This window comes from Janthinobacterium sp. SUN100, from assembly GCF_030397705.1.
In the GTDB taxonomy this organism is placed as follows: Bacteria; Pseudomonadota; Gammaproteobacteria; order Burkholderiales; family Burkholderiaceae_D; genus Janthinobacterium; species Janthinobacterium kumbetense.
This window is the reverse complement of record NZ_JAPUBU010000002.1, coordinates 399848-423782: the sequence shown is the minus strand read 5'-3', so window position 1 is coordinate 423782 and position 23935 is coordinate 399848. Positions and strand designations below refer to the sequence as shown.

Below are 23935 nucleotides of genomic sequence, written 5' to 3'. Positions count from 1 at the left end.
TACACAGGTCACGCGAGAAGCGAAAGCGGGTACCTTTTTTTGCGTCGGCCTCAAAATAAATGGTCAGCGCTGCTGGCGCGCTTCCACCTGCACCCAGTAGCGCGTGCGCAGGCGCACGTCCACCGGCAGGGAGTCGGGCAGCGACAGCAGCACGGCGTCCAGGTCGGCCAGCGGGAAGACGCCGGAAATGCGCAGGCCGGCGACGGCGTCGTCGCAGCCCAGCAAGCCGTGGCGGTAGCGGCTCAGTTCATGCAGGAAGTCGCGCAGCGGCATGGCGTCGGCCAGCAGCAAGCCCTGGCGCCAGGCCCAGATGTCGGGCGAAACGGCGTGCGCGGGCAAGACCTGCTGCGCCGTCATGCCGCCGCCCTGGCCAGCGCGGAGGAGCAGATTGCCATCGCCCTGGCGCGGCATCAGCCGGACGGCGCCTTCTTCGACGGCGACCTCGGTGCTGCCGTCCGCCTGGCGCACCGAGTAGCGCGTGCCCAGCGCCTGCGCGCGGCCGTGCGCGGTTTCGACGAAGAAAGGACGGTAGGGCATGTCCGTTTCGCGGGCGGTGGCGATGAAGACTTCGCCCTGCACCAGCTGCAGCAGGCGCTGCGTGCCCGTGTAGCGGATGTTGACGGCGCTGCCGCTGTTCAGGTGAAAGCGGGTGCCGTCGGGCAGGGTCAGCTCGCGGCGTTCGCCCACGCCGGTGGACAGGTCGGCCAGCGCGGCGCGGGCAAAGTCGGGCGCGTATTCCGAGCGCGCGCCGAACCAGCCCGTGAGGCCGATGGTCGATGCCCACGCCAGCAACCGCAGGCTGCTGCGCCGCGAGACCGGAGGCGCGTTGGGGCGTTGCAGCAGCGCCTTGCGGCTGGCCTGCGCATCGAGTTCGCGCAAGCCGCCGCTGACGCTTTCGATGTGCTGCCACGCGCGTTCGTGGTCGGGATGCGCCTGGCGCCACTGTTGCCAGGCCGTTTTTTCCGCCGGCGTGGTGGCACCGCTCATCAGGGTGGCCAGCCATTCGGCCGCCTGCATGGCGATGGCCTGGTCGATGGGCTGACCCTGGGCGTAGACGGTGGCGCCGCGCATGTCAGGGGCCGGCAAAATCGGGCACGGCAAAAAAGCACAGCAGGTTGGCCTTGCTCAGGTATTTTTTGACGGAATGCGTGGTGGTATCCAGTTCGGCGGCGATCTCGGCATAGGTCATGCCGTCCAGGTGGGCCAGCAGGAAGGCGGCCCTGGCCTTGGCGGAAAGCTGGTCCAGCGCGCGGTCGACCAGTTGCAGCGATTCGAGCAGGAGGGACATCGCTTCCGGCGACGGCGTGCAGGCATGCGGCTGGTGCAGCAGGGCGTCGAGGTAGGCCCGTTCGAGCGCTTCGCGCCGGCAGTGGTTGGCCAGCAGGCGTTTCGCGATGGTAGCCAGGAAAGGGCGCGGCTGCGCGATCCCGGCACTGCTGCGCGCAACGAAGATCTTCAGGAAGGTATCCTGCGCCAGGTCGCCCGCCAGCCCGGCATCGTGCAGGCGGCGCTTCAGCCAATGCAGCAGCCAGGAATGGTGCTCGGCATACAGCGACTGGAAATCGGACGGCGGGGAAGGGGCGGACAGCATGCGTGCGGGATGGCTTAATCTAAATGAGAATTGTTCTCATAATAACGTAGCGGCGCCCGCCAGGCAATCGGGAAAACGCGGCGTTGCTGAAATGCGACTGCGCGCCAAGTCGTGTGCGGCGGTGGATTTGCGCCCGCGCACGGCAGATGTAAAAGTTTCCTTGACGCAAGCTTTCATGTGAGAAAATGCGGGCTGTCGATGTGGTGCGGAGCGAAAAATGATGTGGATGGTTGGCGGTGCCCTGGTTCTCCTGGTCGCCCGATTCTTATGGTTGGCCTTTTTCCACCGGGTCAACGCGATGTCGCGCCAGGCGGAACTGATGAACTGGCTCGACATCGGCCGGGTGTCGAATGCCGATGGCGGCAAGGATATTCTGTTGGCGAGAAATGAGCGCGGCGCCCGGATCGACTGGCGCACGGGCGAGGTCTGGCTGATGAATCCCAAGGTGGCCGAGCCGTTTGCTGATTTCCTCGCCGTCGAGCGCTGGCTGACCCTGCGCGACATGCCGCCGGCGGACAAGCCGGCCGCAGCCGCTCCTGCGCCTGCGGAGCCGGAACCCGAAGCGGCGCCGGACGCCGGCCCCGTGCGCGATACCTTGCCGGCCTTCCAGCAAAAGGTCGATGCGTGCCTGGCCAAGGCGGAAGGCGGCCAGGAATTACTGGAAACGAAGCAGGCGTTCGAGGCGGGCAGCGAGCCTTACCTCGAAGCGTCGACGGAATTGAGCAAGACCGCGCTGGAACTGGAAGTGTCGCCGGCGATGGTGGCCACGTTTCATATCAGCGCCTTTGCCGCGCTGGCCGAAACGGCGGGAGCCGACAAGCTGGAGCGGGTGGCGGCCAGCCTGCATGCGGCGGCCAGGCAGATCAGGGCCAGCGTCGCCGTATAAAGGCGGCCAGGAATGAAAAAACCGCTGAATCCCTTGCAGGAATCAGCGGTTTTCAAATATTGGTTGCGGGGACAGGATTTGAACCTGTGACCTTCGGGTTATGAGCCCGACGAGCTGCCAGACTGCTCCACCCCGCAGGCGAATTATAACCGAGTTTGTTGCATTGCGAAAGAGCGGAGCGCAACCGGGGGCATTTGGCTTGCATGGGGGTATTGGCATACCGCGCCGCAATGAAAAAAGCCGCCGACCCCTTTGCAGGAATCAGCGGCTTTCAAATATTGGTTGCGGGGACAGGATTTGAACCTGTGACCTTCGGGTTATGAGCCCGACGAGCTGCCAGACTGCTCCACCCCGCAGGCGAATTATAGCGGGGTTTGCTGCAATGCGCAATGGCCGGGTTTCAGACCCTCGATTATGCCGCCGCCAGGCGCCACAGCGACGTGACTTCCTGCGAGCGGGCCGCGTGCAGGCTGTCCGTCGCATCCTGTGCGCGCGGGTGCGTGGGTTTCACGTCCAGGCGGTCGACGACTTTCAAGCCCGCCTGCGTTATCCATTCGAGCAATTGCGCGCGCGGGCGCAGGCCCAGGTGCTCGGCCAGGTCGGACAAAATCAGCCAGCCTTCGCCGCTTGGCTCCAGGTGGTCGGCCAAGCCGGCGAGGAAACCGCGCAGCATGCGGCTGTCCGGATCGTAGACGGCGTATTCGATCGGCGAGCTGGGACGGGCCGGCAGCCAGGGCGGATTGCACACGATCAGCGGCGCGCGGCCGGCGGGGAACAGGTCGGCCTGCACCACGTCGACCTTGCCCTGCAAATCGAGGCGGGCCAGGTTTTCGCGCGCGCAGGACAGGGCGCGCGGGTCCTGGTCGGTGGCGACGATGCGTTCGATGCCGCGCTGCGCCAGCACGGCGGCCAGCACGCCCGTGCCGGTGCCGATATCGAAGGCCAGCTTGGCGCGCGCGGGCAGCGGCGCGTCGGCCACCAGGCCCACGTACTCGCCGCGGATGGGCGCGAACACGCCGTAATGCGGATGGATGCGCTGGCCCAGGGCCGGCAGTTCCACGCCCGTGCGGCGCCATTCGTGCGCGCCGATCAGGCCCAGCAGCTCGCGCAAGGAGGCGACGAACGGCTCTTCGCCGCGGCCATACGCTTCATTGCAAGCCAGTTTCACGTCCGGCGCGCGGCGCAGCGGAATCGTGTAGTCGGCGTCGAAAGGCAGCAGCAGCATGGCCAGGGTGCGGGCGCGCTGCGACTGGGCCTGGCGGTGCAAATGGAAGGCTTCCGTGGCGGATGGTTCCGGCTTGGCCAGCTTGGCGGCCTTGGCCTTCTTGCTTGGCTTGTCGTTCTTGTGGTCGGCGCGCCGCGCCAGCGCCTGCAGCAGCTGGCGCGCGTTCTGGAAGTCACCGCGCCACAGCATGGCCGTGCCTTCGCAGGCCAGGCGGTAAGCCTGGTCGGCCGTCGTGCGGTCATCGGCGATGACGACGCGCTTGGGCGGCGGCATGCCGCTTTCCGAGCGCCAGCGGGCCGAATGCTCGGCGCCGTTTTCGCTCCAGTGGATCTGCGGGTGGACGGTAGGTGAAGATGTGTCGGACATGGGATTCAATCGATAGAAGGGGGCGCGCGGCATGGTCGCCTGCGCAGGCCATCTTCCATTATACGTCGCCGGCCGTGCTGCTAGCGGTGTCCGTGCCATAGGCGAGGGCCAGCGCACGGGCGCGCGCCTGCTCTTCCGGCGTGGTTTCCACGGCTTTCCTGTCGACTTTGGCGGTCTCTGTAGCATGATCCGGCTGCACCAGCTTGAGCAAACGCAAGCTCAGGCTGCCCGCCAGGTCGCCATCCTTGCCGCTGGCGCTGGCGCCATCGGACGTGCCCTGATAGAGATTGCTTTGCAATTGCTGGCCCAGCAGCTTGAACAGGTCATGCAGGTTGCCGCCGAAGTGCGTGGCGGGCAACTCCCTGGCGGGCAGGCTGGCGTCGTCGGCGGAGCTGGCTTCTTCGTCGGCTTCTTCGTCTGCTTCTTGCGTTTGCTCAAGGACGCCCGCGCTGATGTTCGATTGATATTGCACTTCCACTTCGAAGTCGAAGGTCTGGCCATCGGCCGTCGTGATCTTGCCCTTGCCGATGAAATGCGCGTTTTCATCGAGGCTGAAGGCGGCCGCGCGGCTGCCGCCGTTGGCGCCCGAGACGCTGGCGCTGCCACTGCTGAAGCTGGAACCGGCCTGCAGGTCGACGGAATCGAAGGCAACCGTGGCGCCGTCGCCGAACAGCTGGCGCGTCATGGTGGAGAGGAAATCCTGCGCCACGTCGACGGTCGCGTTACCCAGCGCATCGGTCCGCTGCGACAATCCCTTGGCCGACAGGTCCAGGCCATTTTTCGATAGCGCCACCACGTCCTGCGCCGTGCGCTGCATCAGGGGCGAAGCGGCCAGGCCGGACGCGCCGGCGCCCGCTTTTGGCGGCGCCTGTCCTGCCAGGGGATTGGCGGCGGGCTGGCGCGAGCCGGAAAGGAGGGCGGGGAGCTGGGACATGGTCGGTTCAAATGGGGAAGATAGGCGAATTAACGGCAATATCGCCTCATTCTTTAACCATTAGTGGTGGTGCGACCAGCTACCGTCTGCCGATTCCAGGTAGGACTTGACGGCATCGGCCTGGCCCGTGGCGTGACGCTTGAGTTCGCCGCATGCGCAAATACCCTGATACGGCTGGATATGCGAGCAGGCGGAGACTTTTTGCAGGTAAACCTGCATGGATTTGTGACATTTTACGCACTTGAAGGTGAGGCTGCGGGCGGCTTTCATGGGGTTCCTTGAACTGTTGCGGGGCGTAGAGTTCGTCTACGCGAAGGCGGCGATTTTAACGCACTCCGGCCATGGTTACACGTTGTTGCATCTGCGCCACGCGCACGTCAACTGAATCCGCGCCGTGACGTTGAACGTATATAGGAGGTCGTCTGACCGCCATTGAAGAGGTAGCACCATGGACAAGCGTGACAAGGAAAGGCCTGTACAGCCCGCCAAGGAGCTGGTGAGAAAATGGTTGAAAGCGGAGCTGGAACAGCGCCGGCCCCCGCCCGACCCCGAGCAGATCCGCCGCGAACTGGGCTGGGATCTGCTCAGGCTGGGACGTGAACCGCTGGCGCGCTGACGCCCTTGCGTTAGCGCACCGTCACCACGCTCTTGCCGCCGGACCCAGGCTGCACGAGGATGCGGGTGGCGATGCGCTCCGTCATTTCCTGCACGTGCGAGATGACGCCCACCTTGCGGCCCATCGCTTGCAAGCCGTCGAGCGCATCCATGGCCACGCGCAGGGTTTCCGTGTCCAGGCTGCCGAAGCCCTCGTCGATGAACAGCGATTCCACGCGCACCCGGTTCGAGGACAGCGAGGCCAGGCCCAGCGCCAGGGCCAGCGAGACGAGGAACGATTCGCCGCCCGACAGCGAGTGCACGGAGCGCAGCTCGCCGCCCATGTCTTGGTCGCGCACCATCAGGCCCAGCGACGGGTTGTTCGGGTTGTCGATGCGTTCCAGCTGATAGCGGCGCGCCAGGTGGTTCAGGTGCGCGTTGGCATAGCCGAGCAGCACTTCCAGCGTGAACTGCTGCGCGTAATTGCGGAATTTCTTGCCGTCGGCCGAGCCGATCAATTCATTCAGGCTGGCCCAGCGCCGCTCGATGACGGCTTGCGCCTCGATCTGCGCCAGCATCGCCTGCGCGCCGTGGCGCCTGGCGTCGTCCTGCGCGATGGCCAGGCGCAAGCGCGTCGCTTCCTGGTTGGCCGCCTGGCGTTCGGCGCCCAGCGATTCCAGCGCTGTCTGCAGCACGGCCTCGTCCATTTCCAGCGCCTCCGGCGGCTGCTGCACGTGGGCCGCCAGCTGCTGTCGGCGTTCGGCCAGCACGGAAACGGCCGCCGTGTGGCGGTCGGCGATCACCTGCAGGGCATCGCGCTCGGCGCGCATGGCGTCCATGGAGATGGCCAGGCGCGCGCGCAGCTCGTCGAGCGTGGCGGGCGCGTGGCCGGAGTGACGCTGCCGGAATTGCTGCAGCCAGTCGTGCAGGGCGACGGTGGCGCCGTGTTCCTGTTCGCGCAGGGCGGCCAGGCGCTGCGACAACTGCGCGCACGCTTCGTCGAGGCGCGTGCGCTGCGCGCTGGCCGCGTGGGCCGCCGCCTGCTGCTGCGCCAACTGGTCTTTGGCCTGCGCGATGGCCGCCGCCAGGCTGCGTTCCACCTCGGCCACGCTCTGGCCCTGCCACAGCGCGTTGCGCTCCGTTTGCAGTGCCGTGAGTTGTTTGTCGGCGGCGGCAAAGGCGGCGTGGGATTCCTGCGCCGTTTGCCGTGCCTTGCCGGCGGCCAGCTGCGCCGCTTCCAGCTGCGCGGCCAGGGTCGCCAGCGCGTGGCCGCGCTGATCCTGATCCGCCTGCTGTTTCAGCCACTGCCGGCTTTCTGTTTCGCGCGCCGCGCGGAAGGCGGCGGGGCCGGCGCGCCAGCTGTCTTTCCAGCCTTCGGCGTCTTCCACGTCGGCAAACGCGGCATCGAGCTGGGCCAGCAAGCCGTCAAGCGTGCCGCGCGACGTTTCCGCCTTGTCCAGACTGGCCGCCTGCTGTGCCTGCAATTGCGCCAGACGCGTCTGCGTTTCGGCGACGGCGCTTGTGCAGCGCGCGTGTTCGGCGCCGGCCAGTTCGTGTGCCGCCTGCGCCTGCTCGCGCCGCGCGCCGGCCTGGCGCAGCGCCGCCTCCTGCTGCGCCAGCGCTTGCAGGGCTGCCGCATTGGCCGCCAGCTGCTGCGCGAACCAGTCCGCGCGCTGGTTTGCCGGCGGCAGGTGCAGGGTGTCCGCATGCGGCTGCCATTGCGTGTTCAAGCTGTCGATGGCGGGCGGCAGGATGGCCAGTTCCGCATCCGTCTGCGCCTGTTCGCGCGCGGTCGCGGCCAGCGCCGCCTTGTGCGTGGCCAGCTGCTCCAGATTGCTGCGCGCCTGCGCGCGGCAAGCCAGCACTTCGTCCTGCAAGCTGGCCAGCATTGCCTGCAAGGCGTGGTCGGCGTGGGTGTACGGGTGTTCCAGCGCGCCGCACACGGGGCAGGGCTGCTCGTCCTGCAAGGTGGCGCGCAGTTGCTCCACGCTGGCCGCGCATGCCGCTTCCGCCCCCTTCAGGGATTTTTCCGCCTGCGCCAGGCCCGCTTCCAGCGGCGCCGTCCTGGCCCCCTCCATCGCCAGGGCCGCGCTTTCCGCCTGCGCCGCCAGCGACAGTTGCGCGGCCCGCGCTTGCCCGTGCGCCAGTTCCTGCTGCTTGCGCGCCAGCTCGGTCCACGTCTTTTCCGCCGCATTCAACTGGCGCGCATGGTCTTCCAGCTGGCCGCGCTGTTGCTGCAGCAGCAGTCCATCGATGGCTTGCACGGCGCACTGCGCCTCGCGCCGCTGCGCATCGTGCTTGGCGAGCGTGGCGGCGGCCGCCGTCAACGCGGCCTGTGCCTCCTGGTCCGCGACGCTTGCCGCGCGCACCAGTTGCGCCGCGTCGGCCGCCCTGGCGTCGGCCGCATCGGCTTGCGCGGCCGCCTGGCCGGCCTGGGCGAACAGCTGGTCCGACAATTGCCACGACGCGGCCAGCGCTTGCCAGTGCTGGTGCGACGCCAGCCACAGGCGGCCCGTTTCCTGCTCCGCCTGCATGGCGTGCTGGTGCTGCTGCAGCTCGTGCAAGGTGGCGCGCGCCGTTTCGTTGGCCTGGTCCGCCGCCAGCGCGCCATCCTGCGCCTGGCGGTGGCCAGGCAAGTGTGCCGCAATGCCGGCATCGAGCGCCTTGGCTTGATCGAGCCTGGGTGCCGCGTCGCGTTGCGCTGCTTCCCTGGCTTGCAAGGCCGCCGCCGCCAGCTGCACGCTGGCGGTCAGTTGCGTTTCGCTGGCCACGGCTTGCGCCGCCTGCGCGCGCGACGCTTCCAGCGCGGCGCCGGTGCCTGCGATGTCGTTTGTCAGGCGCGCCACATCGTCGATGAGGGGACGCGCCGGCTGCAGCAATTCCCACTGCGCCAGCGCCGTGCGGCGCGCTTCGGCCGAGGTGCGTTCGGCATCCGCGCCATTGAGCGTCTCTTGCGCCGCCGCTATCTGGCTTTGCAGCTTGTGCGTCTCCTGGTGCCAGCGCTGCTGCAGCTCCAGCACCGCCTTGCGCAAGTCGATGGTTTGCAGGGTGGTGTCGGCAGCGCCGCACAGCGCCTCGGTCTCGGCCCGTTCGTCCGGCGACAGGGGCCGCTGGTCGGCCAGTTTTTCGCCCAGGCGTTCGAGGACCTGCTTTTCCTTTTTTGCCCGCTCGAAGGCGCGCATGGAAATGTCGGTATAGATGCTGCTGCCCGTCAGGGTTTCCAGCAATTCGCCCCGTTCATTGTCTTCCGTCTTGAGGAAGGTGGAAAACTCGTTCTGCGCCAGCAGCACGGCGCGGGTGAACTGGTCGAAGGACAGGCCGATGCGCTTTTGGATCTCTTCCTTGACTTCCGTCTTGGTGCCGCCGATGGGCTGCAGCGCGGGCAGCTGGTGCAAGCTCATGGCGGTCGCCTGCAGCGCCCCTTCGGCCCGGGTGCGCGAGCGGCGCACGCTCCAGCGCGCGCGATAGCTTGCGCCGTCGTTGCCGACGAAGTCCACTTGCGCGTAACCGTCCGGCGTGCCGCGGCGCAGCAGGGTGCGCGTATCCTGGGCGTTGACGGTTTCCTTGCCCACGTCGGGCAGGGCGCTGCCCCGGCCCAGCACCTTCAGCAAGCGCGGCGTGGCGTCGTACAGGGCCAGGCACAGGGCGTCGAGCAGGGTACTCTTGCCCGCGCCCGTGGGGCCGCTGATGGCAAACAGGCCGCTTGATGCCAGCGGCTCTTGCTGGAAGTCGACTTCAAATTCGCCTGCCAGCGAGGCCAGGTTCTTGCCGCTGATTTTCAGTATTTTCATGGTTCTTCAGGTACCGTCAGGCGCCGGGCAGCAGCAGTTCGGCCAGGGCCGACAGTTGTTCGGGCGGCGCTTCCTTGCCGTATTTTTGCAGGTACAGGCGGCGGAAGATGTCGTCGGGCTGCAGCTGGCTCAATTGGTCGAGCGTCATGTTCTCGGGCGCGCTGCTGCGCGCGGCGCTCGACGTTTCGATCTTCGCCAGGCGCACCTGCTTGCCGTCGAGCGCTGTTTCGATGCGCGTGCGCAGGCCCGGTTCCGGCGCATCGAGGCGTACGCGCACTTCCAGGAAGGGCTGCGCTTCCGGTGCTGCGGCGGGCACGTCGAGGGCGGCCAGCTGCGCCAGCACCTCGTCGATGGGCGCCGGCGTGGCGGGCACGCGCAAGAGGGGCACGGCACGCGGCACCTCGATGGCGCGCACTTCGCGCAGCTGTTCGCCATCGATGTCCAGGCACAGCACCTGGTGGCGGTAGTGCACTTCCGCGAAGGACAGGGGAATCGGGCTGCCGCAATAGCGGATATGCTCCTGGCCGCCCACGGCCTGCGCCTTGTGCAGATGGCCCAGCGCCGCATAGGCGATGGCGGCGTCAAAAATCCCCGACGGCAGCATTTCCGTGCCGCCGATGACGATGCGCCGCTCGGAATCGTTCGACATTTCGCCGCCCACCATGTGGCAGTGGCCCATGGCTACGATGGCTTGGCCGGGCTGGCGACGCGCCAGCGCCAGGTCCGCCAGCTGGCGGTACAGCAGGGCGATGCCGCCCAGGTAGGCGTCCTGGGTATCGCCGGCCGGCAGTTTCGGCACGTCGCCGGGACGCAGGAAGGGCACGGCCAGGCACCAGGCTTGCACTTGCCCATCGGCGCCCGTCAAAGGCAGCAGCAGGCGCTCCAGGTCGATCTGGCCATCTTCGTCGCGCAGCAGATGGCCGATCACGTGCGTGCCGTGCGCGGCCAGCAGGGGGCCGGGCGCTTCGAGCCGTCCCGCCGAATCGTGGTTGCCGGCGACGACGACCAGCTGCAGCGCGGGCAGGCGCGCCCGCGCCTGCTGCAGGAAGACGTACAGCTGCTTTTGCGAGGCGGCCGACGGGTTGGCGTTGTCGAACACGTCGCCGGCAACGAGCAGCACGTCGACCTTTTCGGCCACGAGCGTGTCGAGCAGCCAGTCGAGGAAGCGCTGGTGCTCGTAGCCCCGCTCGTAATTGTGCAGGGTCTGGCCCAGATGCCAGTCGGAAGTGTGCAGCAGGCGCATGGTGGGCCAAGGGTAGGGAAGACAGGCGCCAATATAGCAGGAATGATAGGGGTCAGACCCGCGCCATGCGCCAGCGGCTAAATCAAGTCGTCTGCATCCCGGCGCGATAGGTATTCCGGCCATCCTGCTTGGCCTTGTACAGCAGCACGTCGGCCCGCTGCAGCAGCACGGCAGGGGGGATGTCTTCGTCGCGGTAGAAAGCCAGGCCGATGCTGGCGGAAATGCGCACGGTGATGCCATCGAGTTCGAACGGCTGCTGCATGGCGGCGACGATTTTTTCTGCCAGCACGGCCGCGTCCTCGGGCCGGGTGATCTGTTCCATGATGATGGTGAATTCGTCGCCGCCCAGGCGGGCGACGATGTCGGTGACGCGCATGGTTTGCGTCAGGCGCTGGGCGAAGGCGCGCAGCAGCGCGTCGCCGGTGCCGTGGCCGTGCGTGTCGTTGACGGGCTTGAAACGGTCGATATCCATGTACATGACGGCCATCAGGTGCTGATGCTGGCGGCTTGCGTGCATGGCGTCGCTGAGTTTTTGCTGGAATCCGGCGCGGTTCGACAAACCCGTCAGCGCATCGACCTGGGCCAGTTTCAGCAGGCGCTGTTTTTCGCGCTTTTGCACGGTGATATCCTGGCGCATCACGTGAAAGCCCACCACCTGCAGCTTGTCTTCGCCGATCTGCGGGATGTAGATCACTTCCAGGCAGCGCTCGATGCCTTCCTTGTCGTCTTCTTCCTCGAAGCTCAGGGTTTCGCCCGCCAGCACTCTTTCGATGTACGGCGCCACCGTGCGGTAGCGCGCCTCGCCCACCGTGTCGCGCACGCTCTTGCCCAGCGCTTGCCGGCCCGTCAGGCCGAATTCGCGCTCATAGGCGATGTTCAGGAAGCGGTAGACCTGGTCGGCGTCGATGTAGGCGATCATGGCCGGCAGGGTGTCGGCGATGGTGCGCAGGCGCGCTTCGCTTTCCAGCAGCGCCACTTCCGATTCGCGCAGGATGGTGATGTCGTCCAGGCTGCCCACGTAGCCTTCGATCCGGCCGTCGATGAGGATGGGGGCAATTTTGACGGAGACCCAGACCAGCCTGCCGTCGCGGTGCAGGCAGCGCAGGGTGGACTGGAAGGGCGCATGGCTGCGCGTGAGTTGTTCCAGCGCCACGTGCATCAGCGGATAGTCGTCCGGGTGCAGGGCGCTGGTCCAGCCGGCGCCCAGGGCGGCCGCGCGCGGCAAGCCCGTGATCGATTCGAAGGTGCGGTTGACGTAGGTGCAGCGGCGCTGGCGGTCCAGGCGCACCAGGCCGAGGGGGGAAGCGTCGTTGACGGCGGCCAGTTCGGCCTGTTTCTGGCGCAGTTCCAGTTCCTGCTGGCGGCGCTGCGAGATATCCTCGGCGATGCACAGGATATGTTCGATCTGCTGGCGCTCGTCGAACACGGGCACGGAGACGGCGCGCAGGTAGCGCAGGCTGCCATCGAACAGACGCAACGGCTTTTCCGTATGGTCGATGACGCCCCGCTCGGCCAGGATGGCGCGGTCGTCCTCGGCGTCGTGCAGGCCGAAGTCGGGCGGGAAGGCCTGGCAATCGGTCTTGCCGATGACGTTGGCGGCCAGGTGGCCGGTGATGTCCTCGGCCGCCTTGTTCCACACTTCCATCTGGCCGAAATTTTCCGGGCGCGCGCTTTTTACGTAGACCAGCACGGGCAAATGGTCGATCAGCGACTGCAGGAAGCTGCGGTTGTCCTGCAGCGCCAGTTCGTCGTGCTTGCGCGCGCTGATGTCGCGCGAGGTGACGGCCACGCCGTCGGCGATCGGCACCACCTGGTGGCGCAGCCAGCGCGTGCCGCCCGAGGCCAGCGGCAGTTCGAACTCATCTTCCAGCGGCTGGCCCGTTTCCATCACCAGCACGAAGCGCTTGAAGAAACGCTCGCCGCGCAGCAGCGGTATCAGCGGCAGCACGCGCTGGCCCAGCAGTTCGGAGCGCGGCTTGCCCAGCATGTCGGCGGCGCGCTCGTTGATGTCGGCAAAGGTGAAGTCTTCCACCGGCTTGCCCGGCGCGGCGCGCCAGGCTTTCAGCAGCAGCACGGCATCGAGGCTGCCCTGGTGCGCCGCGCGCAGCAAGGCTTGCGTTTCCGTGGCCTGGCGGATGCTGCGGCGCAGGCGCGCGCTCTGGCGCATCAGCAGGGTCGTAAAGCCGGCAATGAGCACGCTGGCGGCGAGCAGCGCGCCGACATATATCAGGCGGCGGTGTTCGAAGCGCGTCAGGGCCACGGCGCGGCTCACGCCCACCACGGCCAGCAGCGGGTAGCGCGGCAGCTCGTGGTAGCTGTAGATGCGGGACGTCGCGTCGACGGGCGGCTCGATCAGCAATTCTCCGGCGGCGTGCTGCGGCGGTCCCGGCATGCGGAAGTCGATGCGGTCGCTGAGGATCAGTTGCTCGCCGATGCGCCCCGCCGTCAGGCCGCTGTCGCGCGCCACCAGCATCAGCGCGCCCTGTTCATCGAGGTTCAGGCGGTCGTAGTCGTCGACAAAATACGTGGGGTCGACGAGGATGACGATGGCGCCGGCAAAGCGGCCTTGCGCATCGTTCAGGCGGCGCGCCAGGCGGATGGTCCAGTGCTTGCCGCCCGCGTCGAGCATGGGCGTGTCGACCAGGGCCGTGTCGGACGCATTCGCGGCCAGCGCCCTGAAAAATGCCTGGCCGGCCAGGTTTTCCGGCAGGTAGGCGTTGGCGCTGTCGAGCACATTGCCCTGCGCATCGACGAGGGCGATCGGCAATGCCAGTTTCGACGGTAGCACGCTGTCGAGCAGGCCCTGGCGGCGCGTGAATTCATTCAGGCGCAGGCCGCCGTCCGTTTCCTCGTATTTGAGCTTGAACAATTGCGTGGCGTGATCCGTCTGGCGCAGGGTGAAACTGGTATGGTCGGCCAGGGTCCGCGCCAGCGACTGGCTGACGGCCACGGCGTCGCGCACGGCGCTGGCCCGCTCCTGGCCCACCTGGTAAAAGACGGCCGCCCACAGCGCCAGCAGCAGGATGAGCGCGAACAGGGGCACCAGGCTGAGACGGTACAGGCGGCGGGCAAGGCGTTGCAGGGGTCTTGTTATCGCTATCACGGGCGCTTGCAGGCTATATTCATGGAAAAGGGGAGGGGCGGCGTGGCGCGCATGATAGCCGAAATCGGCCGCCTTGCGCGTCAGCGTGTTGCCGCCGCTGCCATCGTCTGTTCGCGGTCTGTCGCTGGCCTTATTTTGCTTTAAATCAAGTAGCCGTGGTGCCGCGCACGCTAAAAAAAGCACGCCGGCGGCGACACGGGCTGGCGCCGTGGCAGAAAAAGTACAATTGCGCCCCCATCCTCATTAAAATGGATGCTTCTTCCTCCCATATCGAAAGTTGTCATGCAGAGTAAAAAGCCCGACGCGGCAAGACTGGACAAGATCGTGGCTGAAGCGCGCCGCGCCGCCGACCAGCGCGAGAGCGGCTACCGCGAGCGTTCGCTGAAGATGTACCCGTGGGTCTGCGGCCGCTGCATGCGCGAATTCACGCGCGCCAACGTGCAGCAGCTGACGGTGCACCACCGCGACCACAACCACGACAACAATCCGCCCGATGGCAGCAACTGGGAACTGCTGTGCCTGTATTGCCACGACAATGAGCACTCGCGCTACCTGGAAGCGGACCGTGGCGCCGGCCTGCTGTCGGCCGAGGTGGCGCCCGCCACGCACAATCCCTTCGCCGCGCTCGCTGGCCTGATCAAGAAAAAGGACTGAGCGGCCCGTCCGCTTCCCACCCCATGCGCATCTTGCTGACCGAAGACGACCCGCAGCTGGGCCGCGCCACGCAGATCGGCCTGGAACAGGCCGGCCACGCCGTCGACTGGGTCACGAGCGCCGAACATGCGCACACGGCCGTGCGTCTGCACGACTATGGCTGCATTTTGCTCGACCTGGGCTTGCCGGGACAGGATGGCATGCAGGCGCTGGGCGTGCTGCGCGACAATGGCTACAGCGGCGCCGTGCTGGTTGTCACGGCGCGCGATCAGGTGGGCGAGCGCATCGCCGGGCTCGACGCGGGCGCCGACGACTTCATCGTGAAACCGTTCGACCTCGACGAACTGGCCGCGCGCATCCGCAGCGCCTGCCGGCGCGCCGCGGGCCGCCTGCGCGAGCACCTCGTGCACGGCGACCTGGTGCTCGATATCGCGGATCGGCAGGTGACGCAAGGGGGATTGCCCGTGATGCTCACGATGAAGGAGTTTCGCATCCTGCAATTGCTGCTGGAACACGGCGGCCGGGTGCTGAGCCGGGAACAGCTGGAGAAAAACCTGTACAGCTGGGGCGATGAAGTGGAAAGCAATGCCGTGCAAGTGCATATCCACCACCTACGCAAGAAGCTGGGGCGGGACTTGATACGCACCGTGCATGCGATCGGTTATTGCATTGATAAAGCGCAAGCGGCCTGATGGAAAAACGGGCTACCCTGAGGCAGCCCGTTGGCATCGATGATGCGGCTGGATTAGCGCATCAGAAATCGACGGTGGCCGACAGCCACAGACGGCGGCCGTCCAGGCTGTTGACATAGCGGTTGGCGTAGGTCAACGTTGGCGCGCGGTACGGCTGGTAGTCGACGAAGTCCTTGTTGAGCAGGTTGTACACGGCCGCGTTCAGGGTGACGCGCTTGCTCAGCTGGTAGCTGCTGCCCAGGTGCAACATGGTGTAGCCCTTGTAGTCGCCCAGCGCGGCCTTGGCGGCGCGCGTGGAAGCGGAGGTGCCCGGATCGCGGAAGCGTTCGCTGCGGTACTCGGCGCGCAGCCAGCCGTTCCATTCGCGCGAGATATCCCAGCTCAGGCGCGCGTTGACGGCGTGCTTGGGCGTGTCGCTCAGGGGCTTGCCGGCGTTGCTGCCGCTCTTCTGTTCGCTTTCCGTGTACGTGTAGTTGGCGCTGGCCGACAAGGTCTTGCCCAACGGGAAGCGCGTATTCAGCTCGACGCCGCGCGTGACGGCCTCATCCACGTTGACCGACTGGCCGAACGCATCGACGTTGGGCCAGTTGCCGAAGCTGACGCAGCCGGGACGGTTCGGCGAGGGACGGTAATCGCAGTTGACGAGGCCCGTGCCCGTCGTGATCTTGTCCTTGAATGCATTGTTGAACAGGGAGCCGCTGGCGGTCCAGCCGGCCAGGTTGTCGAAATACGCGCCGATTTCCGTCGTCGTGCTCGTTTCCGGCTTCAGGTTCGGGCTGCCGACGAGGGGGATCGTGCCCTGGCCGCCGAAACCGTTGATGCCTGGCGACAATTGTTCCACGCGCGGCGTCTTGTAGCCCTTGCTGACGCCGCCCTTGACGGTCCAGCTTGGCGTCGCGTTCCACACGGCATAGGCGCGGGGGCTGGTCTGGCCGCCGAAGATGCTGTGATCGTCATAGCGGGCGCCGAAGGTCAGCGCAATATTCTCCAGCACCTGCCATTCGTCTTCCACGAACAGGGCTTTTTGCGTGAATTCGAATTTCTTTGGCGCCACGCCATCCGTCATTTCCGCTTTCCACCATTGCGCGCCGACGGTGGCCATGTGTTTGCCCAACGGCAGGACCAATTTGGTGTCGAACACCTGGCTTTCCACTTCCAGGGTGCGCGCGCTGCCGGCGACGGCGCCTGGCGTGCCTGGCGGAATCGTGCGGCCCAGGGTTTCCGTCTTGTTCACCATGTAGCTGCTGTCCAGGGTGCCGAAGCCGAAGCGGCCCGTGTGCGACAGGGTCCACTGGTCGCGGTTGTATTTCTGCTCGGGACCGTAGCCGCCCTGCAAGCCCAAGGTGCCCAGTTGCTTCTTCGAATTGTCGTAGGTCTGGCGGCCCGCATCCGCGTCGAGGATGACGGTATGGAAACGGTTGGGTGTGAACGCCAGGCGCGCGCCAAAGTTTTCGATGTCCGCGCGCACGGGGTTGGCGCCCATGCTCGGCACATTTTCCGCACCGGCCGCGTCGTTGTAGCGGATGTTGGCTGCATCGCGGCGTTGCTTGCTGCCGCGCAGGGACAGGCCCAGCAGGTCGGTGGCAATGGGGCCGCTCAGGTAGAAGCGGCCGCTTTTCACGTCGCCGAAATCGGACTCTTCCTGCAAGGTGTAGTCGGCCGAGATGGAACCCATCCACTGCTTGCCCACCTTGCGCGTGATGATGTTGATCACGCCGCCCATGGCATCCGAACCGTACAGGGTCGACATGGGGCCGCGGATGATCTCGATGCGTTCGATGGCGGCCAGCGGCGGCATGAAGCTCGTCTGCGTGCCGCCGAAGCCGTTTGGCGTGACATTGCCGGCCGCGTTCTGGCGGCGTCCGTCGATCAGTACCAGGGTGTAGTCGCTGGGCATGCCGCGGATGCTGATGTTCATGCCGCCCGTCTTGTCGCCCGCCGCGCCCACGTCGATGCCTTCCACGCTTTCCAGCGCCTGCGTCAGGTTGCCGAAGCGTTCCTTCGACAGTTCTTCACGCGTCAGCACGGTGATCGAGGCGGGCGCCTGCTTGATATCCTGCTCGAAACCGGAGGCGGAAACCACCACTTCCGGCATGCTGGCAGGCGTGCCCGTCTGGGCGTGGGCCGGCAGGCAGGACAGGGCGGCCAAGGCCAGGGCCAGGGTGGTGGGACGCGGCAGGCGCGCGCGGCGGGGGCTGTTGGACATGCAAACTCCTGAGGGTGAATGAATTATTGGTCTGTATTGTTTAGGTAATGGGAATCATGAAAGCAATAAGAATCATTTACAATTGCAGGCATGGCTTCCCAAAAAATATTTCGCTCCGGATCTTGCGCAGAAGTTCTTAAGAGATTCTTAACGGCTGGCGGCGGCGTGAAAAGCTGGTCGCTGCGGCGCACCCTGCTGGCCGTGCTGCTGGGCCTGACCCTGGCCCTGTGGGTGGGCAGCGCCGCCATCGTCTACGTGGAAGCGCGCCGCGAAAGCCAGGAATTGTTCGACCAGTCGCTGATCGAGACGGGCCATTTGCTGCTGTCGCTGGTGGAAAAGGATGCGCGCGAGCATGGCTTGACGGGGCCCATCGACCTGCCGCTGCGCGGCCATCCGAATCCCCACCAGTATTTGCTGTTCAAGGTGCGCGACGCGCAGCAGCGCGTCCTGTACCGCAACGACGCGGCGTCCGACATCGCCCTGTCGCGCAGCGCGCCGGACGGCCTGTCGTGGACCAGCATCGGCGGCCAGCGCTGGCGTCTGTTTTCGCTGTGGGACCCGCAGCGCAGCCTGCAACTGCTGGTGGCCGAACCGACCAGTCACCGCGACGACATCAGCCGCGGCTTCTTTTACCGCATCGCGCTGTTCGGCCTGCTGCTCGTGGCGTTGGCCACCATCGCCATCTGGTGGAGCATCCACCGCGTGTTTCGCGTGCTGCAGGCGTCCGCCGACGAAGTGTCGGCGCGCACGCCCGACGAACTGACGGACGTGCATGTGCACGGCGCGCCCTCGGAGCTGCATCCGCTGCTGCTGGAAATTAACCGCCTGTTCGGCAGGGTGAGGCACAGCCGCGACAACGAACAGCGCTTCACGGCCGATGCGGCGCACGAGCTGCGCACGCCGCTGGCCGCCATCAAGACCAATCTGCAAGTGCTGCAGCGGGCCCGCAGCGCGGACGAACGCGAGGAATTCATCGCCGCCCTGGGCGCCAGCGTGGAGCGCGCCACGCGCCTCGTCAACCAGTTGCTGGCGCTGGCGCAGCTCGATCCGCAGTCGCAGGCAGAGACGGCGCTGGCGCCGGGCGACCTGGCGCACGTGCTGGCAGCGCAGGGGGCGCAGTGGCAGGCGCTGGCCGCGCAGTACCAGTTGTCGCTGGCGGTCAACGTTGCGCCGGCGCCCTGCGCCCTGCATGCGGACAGCCTGCAGGTGTTGCTGCGTAACCTGGTCGACAATGCGCTGCGCTATACGCCGGCGCCGGGCGCCATCGAGATCAGCTGCGGCGTGGAGGCGGGGCACAGCTACCTGCGCGTGGCCGATACGGGGCCGGGCATCGCCGAGCAATGGCACGCGCGCGTGTTCGAACGCTTCGTGCGCCTGGGCGGCAGCCAGGTTCCCGGCAGCGGGCTGGGCCTGTCCATCGTGCGTCGCATCGCCGAGCGGCATGGCGCGCAGATTATCCTCGGCGCCGGACTGCAGGGCCGGGGGCTGGCGGTGACGGTCGTGTTTCCCGCAACGTAGCGGGCGCGATCCGATAGCGATAAAACGCCCAAGGCGTGTGCAGAATGCGGTATCTTTCTGTTATGCACAGCCCACACCAGCCCATTCCTTTCGATCCCCCCGCTTTATCGCTGGCCGCCGCGCGCGCGCTGCACCTGGCCGCGCAGGGCTTGCTGCAAGCGCGGCGCAAGAAAGCCGTGAAGGCGGACGTGCTGGCCGCCGTGCGGCAGATGGGCGTGCTGCAGATCGACACCATCCACGTGGTGGCGCGCAGCCCCTACCTGGTGCTGTGGAGCCGCCTGGGCGACTATCCGCAGCCGTGGCTGGAGCAGCTGCTGGCCGAGGGCGCGCTGTTCGAGTACTGGGCGCACGAGGCTTGCTTCGTGCCCATCGAAGACTATGGCCTGTACCGCCACCGCATGCTGGATCCGGCCGCCATGGGCTGGAAATACTCCGTCAAATGGATGGCCGAGCAGGGCGAGGCCGTCGCTTCGGTGCTGGAACACATCCGCGCCAACGGCGCCGCGCGTTCGGCCGACTTCGAGCGCACGGATGGCCAGGCGGGCGGCTGGTGGAGCTGGAAGCCGGAAAAGCGCTCGCTCGAAGTGCTGTTTACGTCGGGCGTGCTGATGATCGCCAAACGCCACAATTTCCAGCGCTATTACGACCTGGCGGAAAGAGTGCTGCCGGACTGGCACGACGGCTTGCTGCCGTCCGAGGAGCAGGTGCGCCGCCGGCTGCTGCTGGCCAGCGTGAAGGCGCTGGGGCTGGCGCGGGCCAGCTGGATCAGCGACTACTTCCGCACGAAGCAGTCGCGCGCCAGCCTGGCGCGCGATCTGCAGGCGCTGGTGGACGAGGGCGCGCTGCTGCGCTGCACGGTCGATGGCTGGAGTGATGCCGTGTACGTGCATGCCGGGCATGGGGACTTGTTGCGCGACGCGGCGGCCGGCAAGCTGGCGCCCACCCTGACGACGATCCTGTCGCCGTTCGATCCCGTCGTCTGGGACCGGCGCCGCGCCCTGGAATTGTTCGGCTTCGACTACCGGCTCGAATGCTACACGCCGGCCGAAAAGCGCCGCTATGGCTATTTCACCTTGCCGATCTTGCGCCGCGGCGCGCTGGTGGGGCGCCTGGACGCCAAGGCGCACCGCGCGCAGGGGCGCTTCGAGATCAAGTCGCTGGCGCTGGAAGACGGCGTGCGCCTCAGTGCCCGCCTGGTGCAGGACGTGGCCGGCGCCGTGCAGCGCCTGGCGCTCTGGCATGCCTGTCCGGATATTGATATTGCGCAGACGCAGCCGGCAGCCTTCGGCGCGCTGCTGGCCCAGGCCCTGCTCGACGGCGGCGCTGCCGCAAGGCGGGCCGCATGATGCTGCCACCGGCTCCTCCCCAGCTGCTCGACGCCGATGGCGTCCCCTGCTTTGGCCGCTACACGGGGCAATTGAACGCGTTTGACTGGGCCGCTCTGGCGCCGCCCCACGCGCGCGGCGCCCTCTGGCGCCTGTTCCACCACAAGCGCTGGCATTATGTGGCCCTGTCCACGCCCACGCTGTTCTGCGGCGTGGCCATCGTCGACCTGGGCTGGACCAGCACGGCCTTCGCGTATGCCTTCGACCGCCACAAGGGCAAGATCGTGGCCAGTTTTTCGCAGGATGGCGTGCCGGGCTTGAGCGCCACGGTGGCGCCGCATGCGGGTGCCGGCAGCCGTTTCCGCTTCCTCTCGCAAGTGATCTCCATCGAGGCCCAGCCCCAGCAGCGCTATCGATTGCTGCTCGATTGCGGCCATTTCGGCATCGATGCGGAATTCGGCCCGCCCGTGGCGCCCACCTTGCTGGCCGTGGGGCCCGTGGGCGAGGGCGGCAGCGTGCATGCGACGCAAAAGTCGGGCGGCTTGCCCTTGTGGGGCAGCGTGCGCTGCGGCGCCATGGGCTACAGCTTGGACGACGGCGTGGCCAGCTTCGATTATTCGAACGGCTTGCTGGCGCGCGAAACGGAATGGCGCTGGGCCTCGGCGCACAGCCTGGACCTGGGTTTCAACCTGCAGGCCGGCTATTTCGGCGCGCATGAAAACGTGCTGTGGCTCGATGGCCAGCTGTATCCGCTGGGCCGCGCGCATTTCGACTTCAATCCCGACAACCCGCTGGCGCCGTGGCATGTGTGGACGGACGACGATTTGCTGGACCTGCACTTCAAGCCCGAGGGCGCGCGCCGCGAGGATAAGAATCTGTGGATCGCCGCCAGCCGCTACATCCAGCCCATCGGCACCTTCAGCGGCTGGGTGCGCACCAGCGCGGACTCTCCCAAGCGCATCGTGGCGCAGCTGGCCGGGGTGACGGAAAGCCACCGCTCGCGCTGGTAGGGGCGCGCGGGTTTTTCGTGAAATGCAGCGCAAGATCAAATTTTTTTGGCAACGCATCCCTTACACTGGCGCGTAGTCGCTCCGGCAATCCCGCTTCGGCAATCCATGAGGCCAGAACATGAGTATCCGTAATCTCGACAAGCTGTTCAAGCCGGCCTCGGTGGCCCTGATCGGCGCCACGGCGCGCGAACGCAAGCTGGGCGCCATCGCCCTGTACAACCTGCTCGGTGGCGGCTACCAAGGAGACATCTGGCCCGTCAATCCCAAGTATGACGAGCTGATGGGCCTGAAATGCTACCGCAAGCTGGCGCAGCTGCCGAAAGCGCCGGACCTGGCCATCATCTGCACGCCGCCCGCCACCATCACGGCCCTGATCCGCGAACTGGGCGCGCTGGGCACGCGCGCGGCCATCGTCATGACGTCCGGCCTCGACCCCGTGCGCGAGCAGTCGCTGCGCCTGGCCATGCTGAAGGCGGCCAAGCCGCATTTGCTGCGCATCCTCGGCCCCAACAGCATGGGGCTGCTGGTGCCGAAACTGGGCTTGAACGCCAGCTTCGCCCACGTGGGCGCAACCAGCGGCAAGATCGCCTTCGTGTCGCAATCGGGCGCGCTGGTGTCGGGCGTGCTCGACTGGGCCAACGCGCATGGCGTGGGCTTTTCCAAGTTCATTTCGCTGGGTGCCAGCTACGATGTCGATTTCGGCGACTTGCTCGACTACCTGGCCGGCGACATCGACACGGCCGCCATCCTGCTGTACATGGAAGATATCCAGGCGGCGCGCAAATTCATGTCGGCGGCGCGCGCGGCCGCGCGCAGCAAGCCAGTCATCGTCCTGAAAGCGGGGCGCGAGGCGGAAGGCGCGGCCATGGCGGCCTGGCATACGGGCGCGCTGGCCGGTTCCGACGCCGTGTACGACGCGGCCATCCGCCGCGCCGGCATGCTGCGCGTGTATTCGGCCGAGGAATTGTTCGACGCCGTGGAAACCCTCACGCATATCCGTTCGCAGCGCGGCGAGCGCCTGGCGATCCTGTGCAACGGCGGCGGCCTGGGCGTGATGGCCACCGATGCGCTGGTGAGCAGCGGCGGCAAGCTGGCCGACCTGTCGCCGGACACCGTCATCGCGCTGGAAAAGGCGCTGCCACGGGGCTGGTCGCACGACAACCCCGTGGGCTTGCCCGGCGACGCGGCCGTGCAGCGCTATGCCGACGCCATCAAGCCGCTGCTCGACGAGCCGCAGGCGGACGCCTTGCTGCTGCTGCACGCGCCCACGGCCATGGTCTCGTCGATCGACATCGCCGAAGCCGTCACGCCGCTGATCAAGGCCACCTCGCGCACGGTGCTGTCGTGCCTGCTGGGCGGCACCACCGTGGCGCCTGCGCGCCAGGTCTTCAACCGGGCCGGCATTCCCACCTACGACACGCCGGAAAAGGCCGTACATGGCTTCATGCAGATCGTGCAGTACCGGCGCAACCAGGAAACCCTGATGCAGGTGCCGGCGCAGCTGCCCATGTCGGCCACGCCGCGGCGCGCCAGGGTGCGCGAAATCGTCGCCGCCGCGCTGGCGGCCGGCCAGACGGTGCTCGGTGAATGCCGCTCGAAGGAAATCCTGGCCGCCTATGGCATTCCCGTCGCCACCACGCGCATGGCGGCCGACGTGGAAGAGGCGCTGGCCGTGGCGGCCGACATCGGCTATCCCGTCGCGTTGAAAATCCACTCGCCCGACATCGCGCACAAGTCCGACGTGGGCGGCGTGGCGCTCGACCTGGACACGCCCGACATCCTGCGCACGGCCGCCGCCGCCATGCTCAAGCGCGTGCGCCGCATGCGTCCCGACGCGCTGATCGACGGTTTTACCGTGCAGCAGATGGCGCGCCGGCCGCAATCGCATGAACTGATCGTCGGCGTGACGACGGACGCCGCCTTCGGCCCCGTGATATTGGTGGGGCAGGGCGGCATCGCCGTGGAAGTGACGGCCGACCACGCCATCGGCTTGCCGCCGCTGAACATGGTGCTGGCGCGCGACATGCTGGCGCGCACGCGCGTGTCGAAGCTGCTGGCCGGCTACCGCAACCAGCCGCCGGCCGACATCGATGCCATCTGCTACACCCTGATCCAGGTGGCCGAACTGGTGGCCGACATCGGCGAGCTGGCCGAACTCGACATCAATCCCCTGGTGGCCGATGCGGATGGCGTGATCGCCCTCGACGCGCGCATCCGCCTGCAGCCGGGCCAGAAGCGCGACCGCCTGGCCATCCGCCCGTATCCGCAGGAGCTGGAAGAGCAGGTGACGTGGATGGACCAGTCCATCCTGCTGCGCCCCATCCGCCCCGAGGACGCGCCGCAGCACATGGACCTGTTCCACGCGCTGGACCCGGACGACGTGCGCCTGCGCTTCTTCACGTCCATGCGCGAGCTGCCCGTGTCGCAGCTGGCGCGCCTGACGCAGATCGATTACGACCGCGCCATGGCCTTCATCGCCACGCACACGGGTCCGGACGGCAAGCCGGAAACCCTGGGCGTGGTGCGCGCCGTGGCCGACCCGGACAATATCCACGCCGATTTCGCCATCGCCGTGCGCTCGGCCCTGAAAGGCAAGGGACTGGGACACATCCTGTTCGAGAAGCTGGTCGACTATTTCCGCAGCCGGGGCACGGAAGCGCTGGTGGGCGAGGCGATGGCGCGCAACAAGGGCATGCAGCGGCTGGTGAAAAGCTTTGGCGGCGAAGTCACGCCGTCGGAAGAGCCGGGCGTCGTCAACTTGCATATCGGCTTGCGCGCGCCGTAAAAGAAAGCGCGG

The 23935-nt window shown here is 66.9% G+C and carries 17 protein-coding genes and 2 tRNA genes; 8 read left to right on the top strand and 11 right to left on the bottom strand.

Going from position 1 to position 23935, the window contains the following annotated elements; genetic code table 11:
- Window positions 1–63: 63 nt before the first annotated feature.
- Together O0881_RS14120 and O0881_RS14115 are read right to left on the bottom strand one after the other, a co-directional pair.
- Entirely contained in the window at window positions 64–1071 is a 1008-nt protein-coding gene (locus tag O0881_RS14120; RefSeq protein WP_289911825.1) for a FecR domain-containing protein, read from the bottom strand.
- A gap of 1 nt (window position 1072) precedes the next feature.
- On the bottom strand, window positions 1073–1591 hold the full coding sequence (locus tag O0881_RS14115; protein WP_289911823.1) for a sigma-70 family RNA polymerase sigma factor: 519 nt from the start codon (window positions 1589–1591) through the stop codon (window positions 1073–1075).
- 319 nt (window positions 1592–1910) lie between these two features.
- On the opposite strand from O0881_RS14115, the gene O0881_RS14110 reads away from it, so the two are divergent.
- A complete protein-coding gene (locus tag O0881_RS14110; protein WP_289906610.1) occupies window positions 1911–2477 on the top strand; it encodes a hypothetical protein in 567 nt (188 codons plus the stop codon).
- A gap of 60 nt (window positions 2478–2537) precedes the next feature.
- Here O0881_RS14110 and O0881_RS14105 read toward each other — a convergent pair.
- The 5 genes from O0881_RS14105 to O0881_RS14085 form a co-directional block, all read right to left on the bottom strand.
- Window positions 2538–2614, bottom strand: a tRNA-Met gene (locus O0881_RS14105).
- A 142-nt stretch (window positions 2615–2756) separates the two neighbouring features.
- Window positions 2757–2833 (bottom strand) — tRNA-Met (locus tag O0881_RS14100).
- 56 nt (window positions 2834–2889) lie between these two features.
- Window positions 2890–4068 (bottom strand): class I SAM-dependent methyltransferase, encoded by a 1179-nt coding sequence (locus O0881_RS14095; protein ID WP_289911822.1) that lies wholly within the window; start codon window positions 4066–4068, stop codon window positions 2890–2892.
- 58 nt (window positions 4069–4126) lie between these two features.
- Complete coding sequence (locus O0881_RS14090) at window positions 4127–5002, bottom strand: hypothetical protein (protein WP_289911821.1); 876 nt, start codon at window positions 5000–5002, stop codon at window positions 4127–4129.
- Window positions 5003–5062: 60 nt separating this feature from the next.
- Complete coding sequence (locus O0881_RS14085; RefSeq protein WP_034755039.1) at window positions 5063–5272, bottom strand: hypothetical protein; 210 nt, start codon at window positions 5270–5272, stop codon at window positions 5063–5065.
- A 178-nt stretch (window positions 5273–5450) separates the two neighbouring features.
- On the opposite strand from O0881_RS14085, the gene O0881_RS14080 reads away from it, so the two are divergent.
- On the top strand, window positions 5451–5618 hold the full coding sequence (locus O0881_RS14080; RefSeq protein ID WP_289911820.1) for a hypothetical protein: 168 nt from the start codon (window positions 5451–5453) through the stop codon (window positions 5616–5618).
- 10 nt (window positions 5619–5628) lie between these two features.
- Here the strand turns inward: O0881_RS14080 and O0881_RS14075 are convergent, their stop codons facing one another.
- The 3 genes from O0881_RS14075 to O0881_RS14065 form a co-directional block, all read right to left on the bottom strand.
- Window positions 5629–9387: an AAA family ATPase gene (locus tag O0881_RS14075; protein WP_289911819.1), complete on the bottom strand. Its 3759-nt coding sequence runs from the start codon at window positions 9385–9387 to the stop codon at window positions 5629–5631.
- 16 nt (window positions 9388–9403) lie between these two features.
- Window positions 9404–10630, bottom strand: coding sequence for an exonuclease SbcCD subunit D C-terminal domain-containing protein (locus tag O0881_RS14070; RefSeq protein WP_289911817.1), 1227 nt, complete (start codon window positions 10628–10630; stop codon window positions 9404–9406).
- Between the two features lie 82 nt (window positions 10631–10712).
- Window positions 10713–13733 carry a PAS domain-containing protein gene (locus O0881_RS14065; protein WP_289911815.1) on the bottom strand — a complete coding sequence of 1007 codons (3021 nt, stop codon included), beginning with the start codon at window positions 13731–13733 and terminating at the stop codon, window positions 10713–10715.
- 282 nt (window positions 13734–14015) lie between these two features.
- Here O0881_RS14065 and O0881_RS14060 point away from each other — a divergent pair, with 282 nt between their 5' ends.
- Window positions 14016–14387 carry a YajD family HNH nuclease gene (locus O0881_RS14060; RefSeq protein WP_034755042.1) on the top strand — a complete coding sequence of 124 codons (372 nt, stop codon included), beginning with the start codon at window positions 14016–14018 and terminating at the stop codon, window positions 14385–14387.
- A gap of 23 nt (window positions 14388–14410) precedes the next feature.
- Entirely contained in the window at window positions 14411–15079 is a 669-nt protein-coding gene (locus O0881_RS14055; protein ID WP_099664720.1) for a response regulator, read from the top strand.
- 61 nt (window positions 15080–15140) lie between these two features.
- On the opposite strand, the gene O0881_RS14050 is transcribed toward O0881_RS14055, so the two are convergent.
- Window positions 15141–17285 (bottom strand): TonB-dependent receptor, encoded by a 2145-nt coding sequence (locus tag O0881_RS14050; RefSeq protein ID WP_289911814.1) that lies wholly within the window; start codon window positions 17283–17285, stop codon window positions 15141–15143.
- A gap of 165 nt (window positions 17286–17450) precedes the next feature.
- On the opposite strand from O0881_RS14050, the gene O0881_RS14045 reads away from it, so the two are divergent.
- The 4 genes from O0881_RS14045 to O0881_RS14030 all read left to right on the top strand — a co-directional run bounded on the left by O0881_RS14045 (window position 17451) and on the right by O0881_RS14030 (window position 23923).
- Window positions 17451–18803: an ATP-binding protein gene (locus O0881_RS14045; RefSeq protein WP_289911813.1), complete on the top strand. Its 1353-nt coding sequence runs from the start codon at window positions 17451–17453 to the stop codon at window positions 18801–18803.
- Window positions 18804–18865: 62 nt separating this feature from the next.
- Complete coding sequence (locus O0881_RS14040) at window positions 18866–20149, top strand: crosslink repair DNA glycosylase YcaQ family protein (protein ID WP_289911812.1); 1284 nt, start codon at window positions 18866–18868, stop codon at window positions 20147–20149.
- Window positions 20146–21138, top strand: coding sequence for a DUF2804 domain-containing protein (locus tag O0881_RS14035; RefSeq protein ID WP_289911811.1), 993 nt, complete (start codon window positions 20146–20148; stop codon window positions 21136–21138). The genes O0881_RS14040 and O0881_RS14035 overlap by 4 nt, the downstream gene beginning before the upstream one ends.
- A 118-nt stretch (window positions 21139–21256) precedes the next feature.
- A complete protein-coding gene (locus O0881_RS14030; RefSeq protein ID WP_289911809.1) occupies window positions 21257–23923 on the top strand; it encodes a bifunctional acetate--CoA ligase family protein/GNAT family N-acetyltransferase in 2667 nt (888 codons plus the stop codon).
- Window positions 23924–23935: the final 12 nt, after the last annotated feature.

Excerpts from the sequence above, each read along its gene's own strand:
- O0881_RS14030 (WP_289911809.1), top strand. The coding sequence starts at position 21,257 with ATGAGTATCCGTAATCTCGACAAGCTGTTCAAGCCGGCCTCGGTGGCC.
- O0881_RS14120 (WP_289911825.1), bottom strand. The coding sequence starts at position 1,071 with ATGCGCGGCGCCACCGTCTACGCCCAGGGTCAGCCCATCGACCAGGCC.
- O0881_RS14050 (WP_289911814.1), bottom strand. The coding sequence starts at position 17,285 with ATGTCCAACAGCCCCCGCCGCGCGCGCCTGCCGCGTCCCACCACCCTG.
- O0881_RS14085 (WP_034755039.1), bottom strand. The coding sequence starts at position 5,272 with ATGAAAGCCGCCCGCAGCCTCACCTTCAAGTGCGTAAAATGTCACAAA.
- O0881_RS14075 (WP_289911819.1), bottom strand. The coding sequence starts at position 9,387 with ATGAAAATACTGAAAATCAGCGGCAAGAACCTGGCCTCGCTGGCAGGC.
- O0881_RS14035 (WP_289911811.1), top strand. The coding sequence starts at position 20,146 with ATGATGCTGCCACCGGCTCCTCCCCAGCTGCTCGACGCCGATGGCGTC.
- O0881_RS14115 (WP_289911823.1), bottom strand. The coding sequence starts at position 1,591 with ATGCTGTCCGCCCCTTCCCCGCCGTCCGATTTCCAGTCGCTGTATGCC.
- O0881_RS14110 (WP_289906610.1), top strand. The coding sequence starts at position 1,911 with ATGAACTGGCTCGACATCGGCCGGGTGTCGAATGCCGATGGCGGCAAG.
- O0881_RS14090 (WP_289911821.1), bottom strand. The coding sequence starts at position 5,002 with ATGTCCCAGCTCCCCGCCCTCCTTTCCGGCTCGCGCCAGCCCGCCGCC.
- O0881_RS14040 (WP_289911812.1), top strand. The coding sequence starts at position 18,866 with ATGCACAGCCCACACCAGCCCATTCCTTTCGATCCCCCCGCTTTATCG.
- O0881_RS14095 (WP_289911822.1), bottom strand. The coding sequence starts at position 4,068 with ATGTCCGACACATCTTCACCTACCGTCCACCCGCAGATCCACTGGAGC.
- O0881_RS14055 (WP_099664720.1), top strand. The coding sequence starts at position 14,411 with ATGCGCATCTTGCTGACCGAAGACGACCCGCAGCTGGGCCGCGCCACG.
- O0881_RS14060 (WP_034755042.1), top strand. The coding sequence starts at position 14,016 with ATGCAGAGTAAAAAGCCCGACGCGGCAAGACTGGACAAGATCGTGGCT.
- O0881_RS14070 (WP_289911817.1), bottom strand. The coding sequence starts at position 10,630 with ATGCGCCTGCTGCACACTTCCGACTGGCATCTGGGCCAGACCCTGCAC.
- O0881_RS14080 (WP_289911820.1), top strand. The coding sequence starts at position 5,451 with ATGGACAAGCGTGACAAGGAAAGGCCTGTACAGCCCGCCAAGGAGCTG.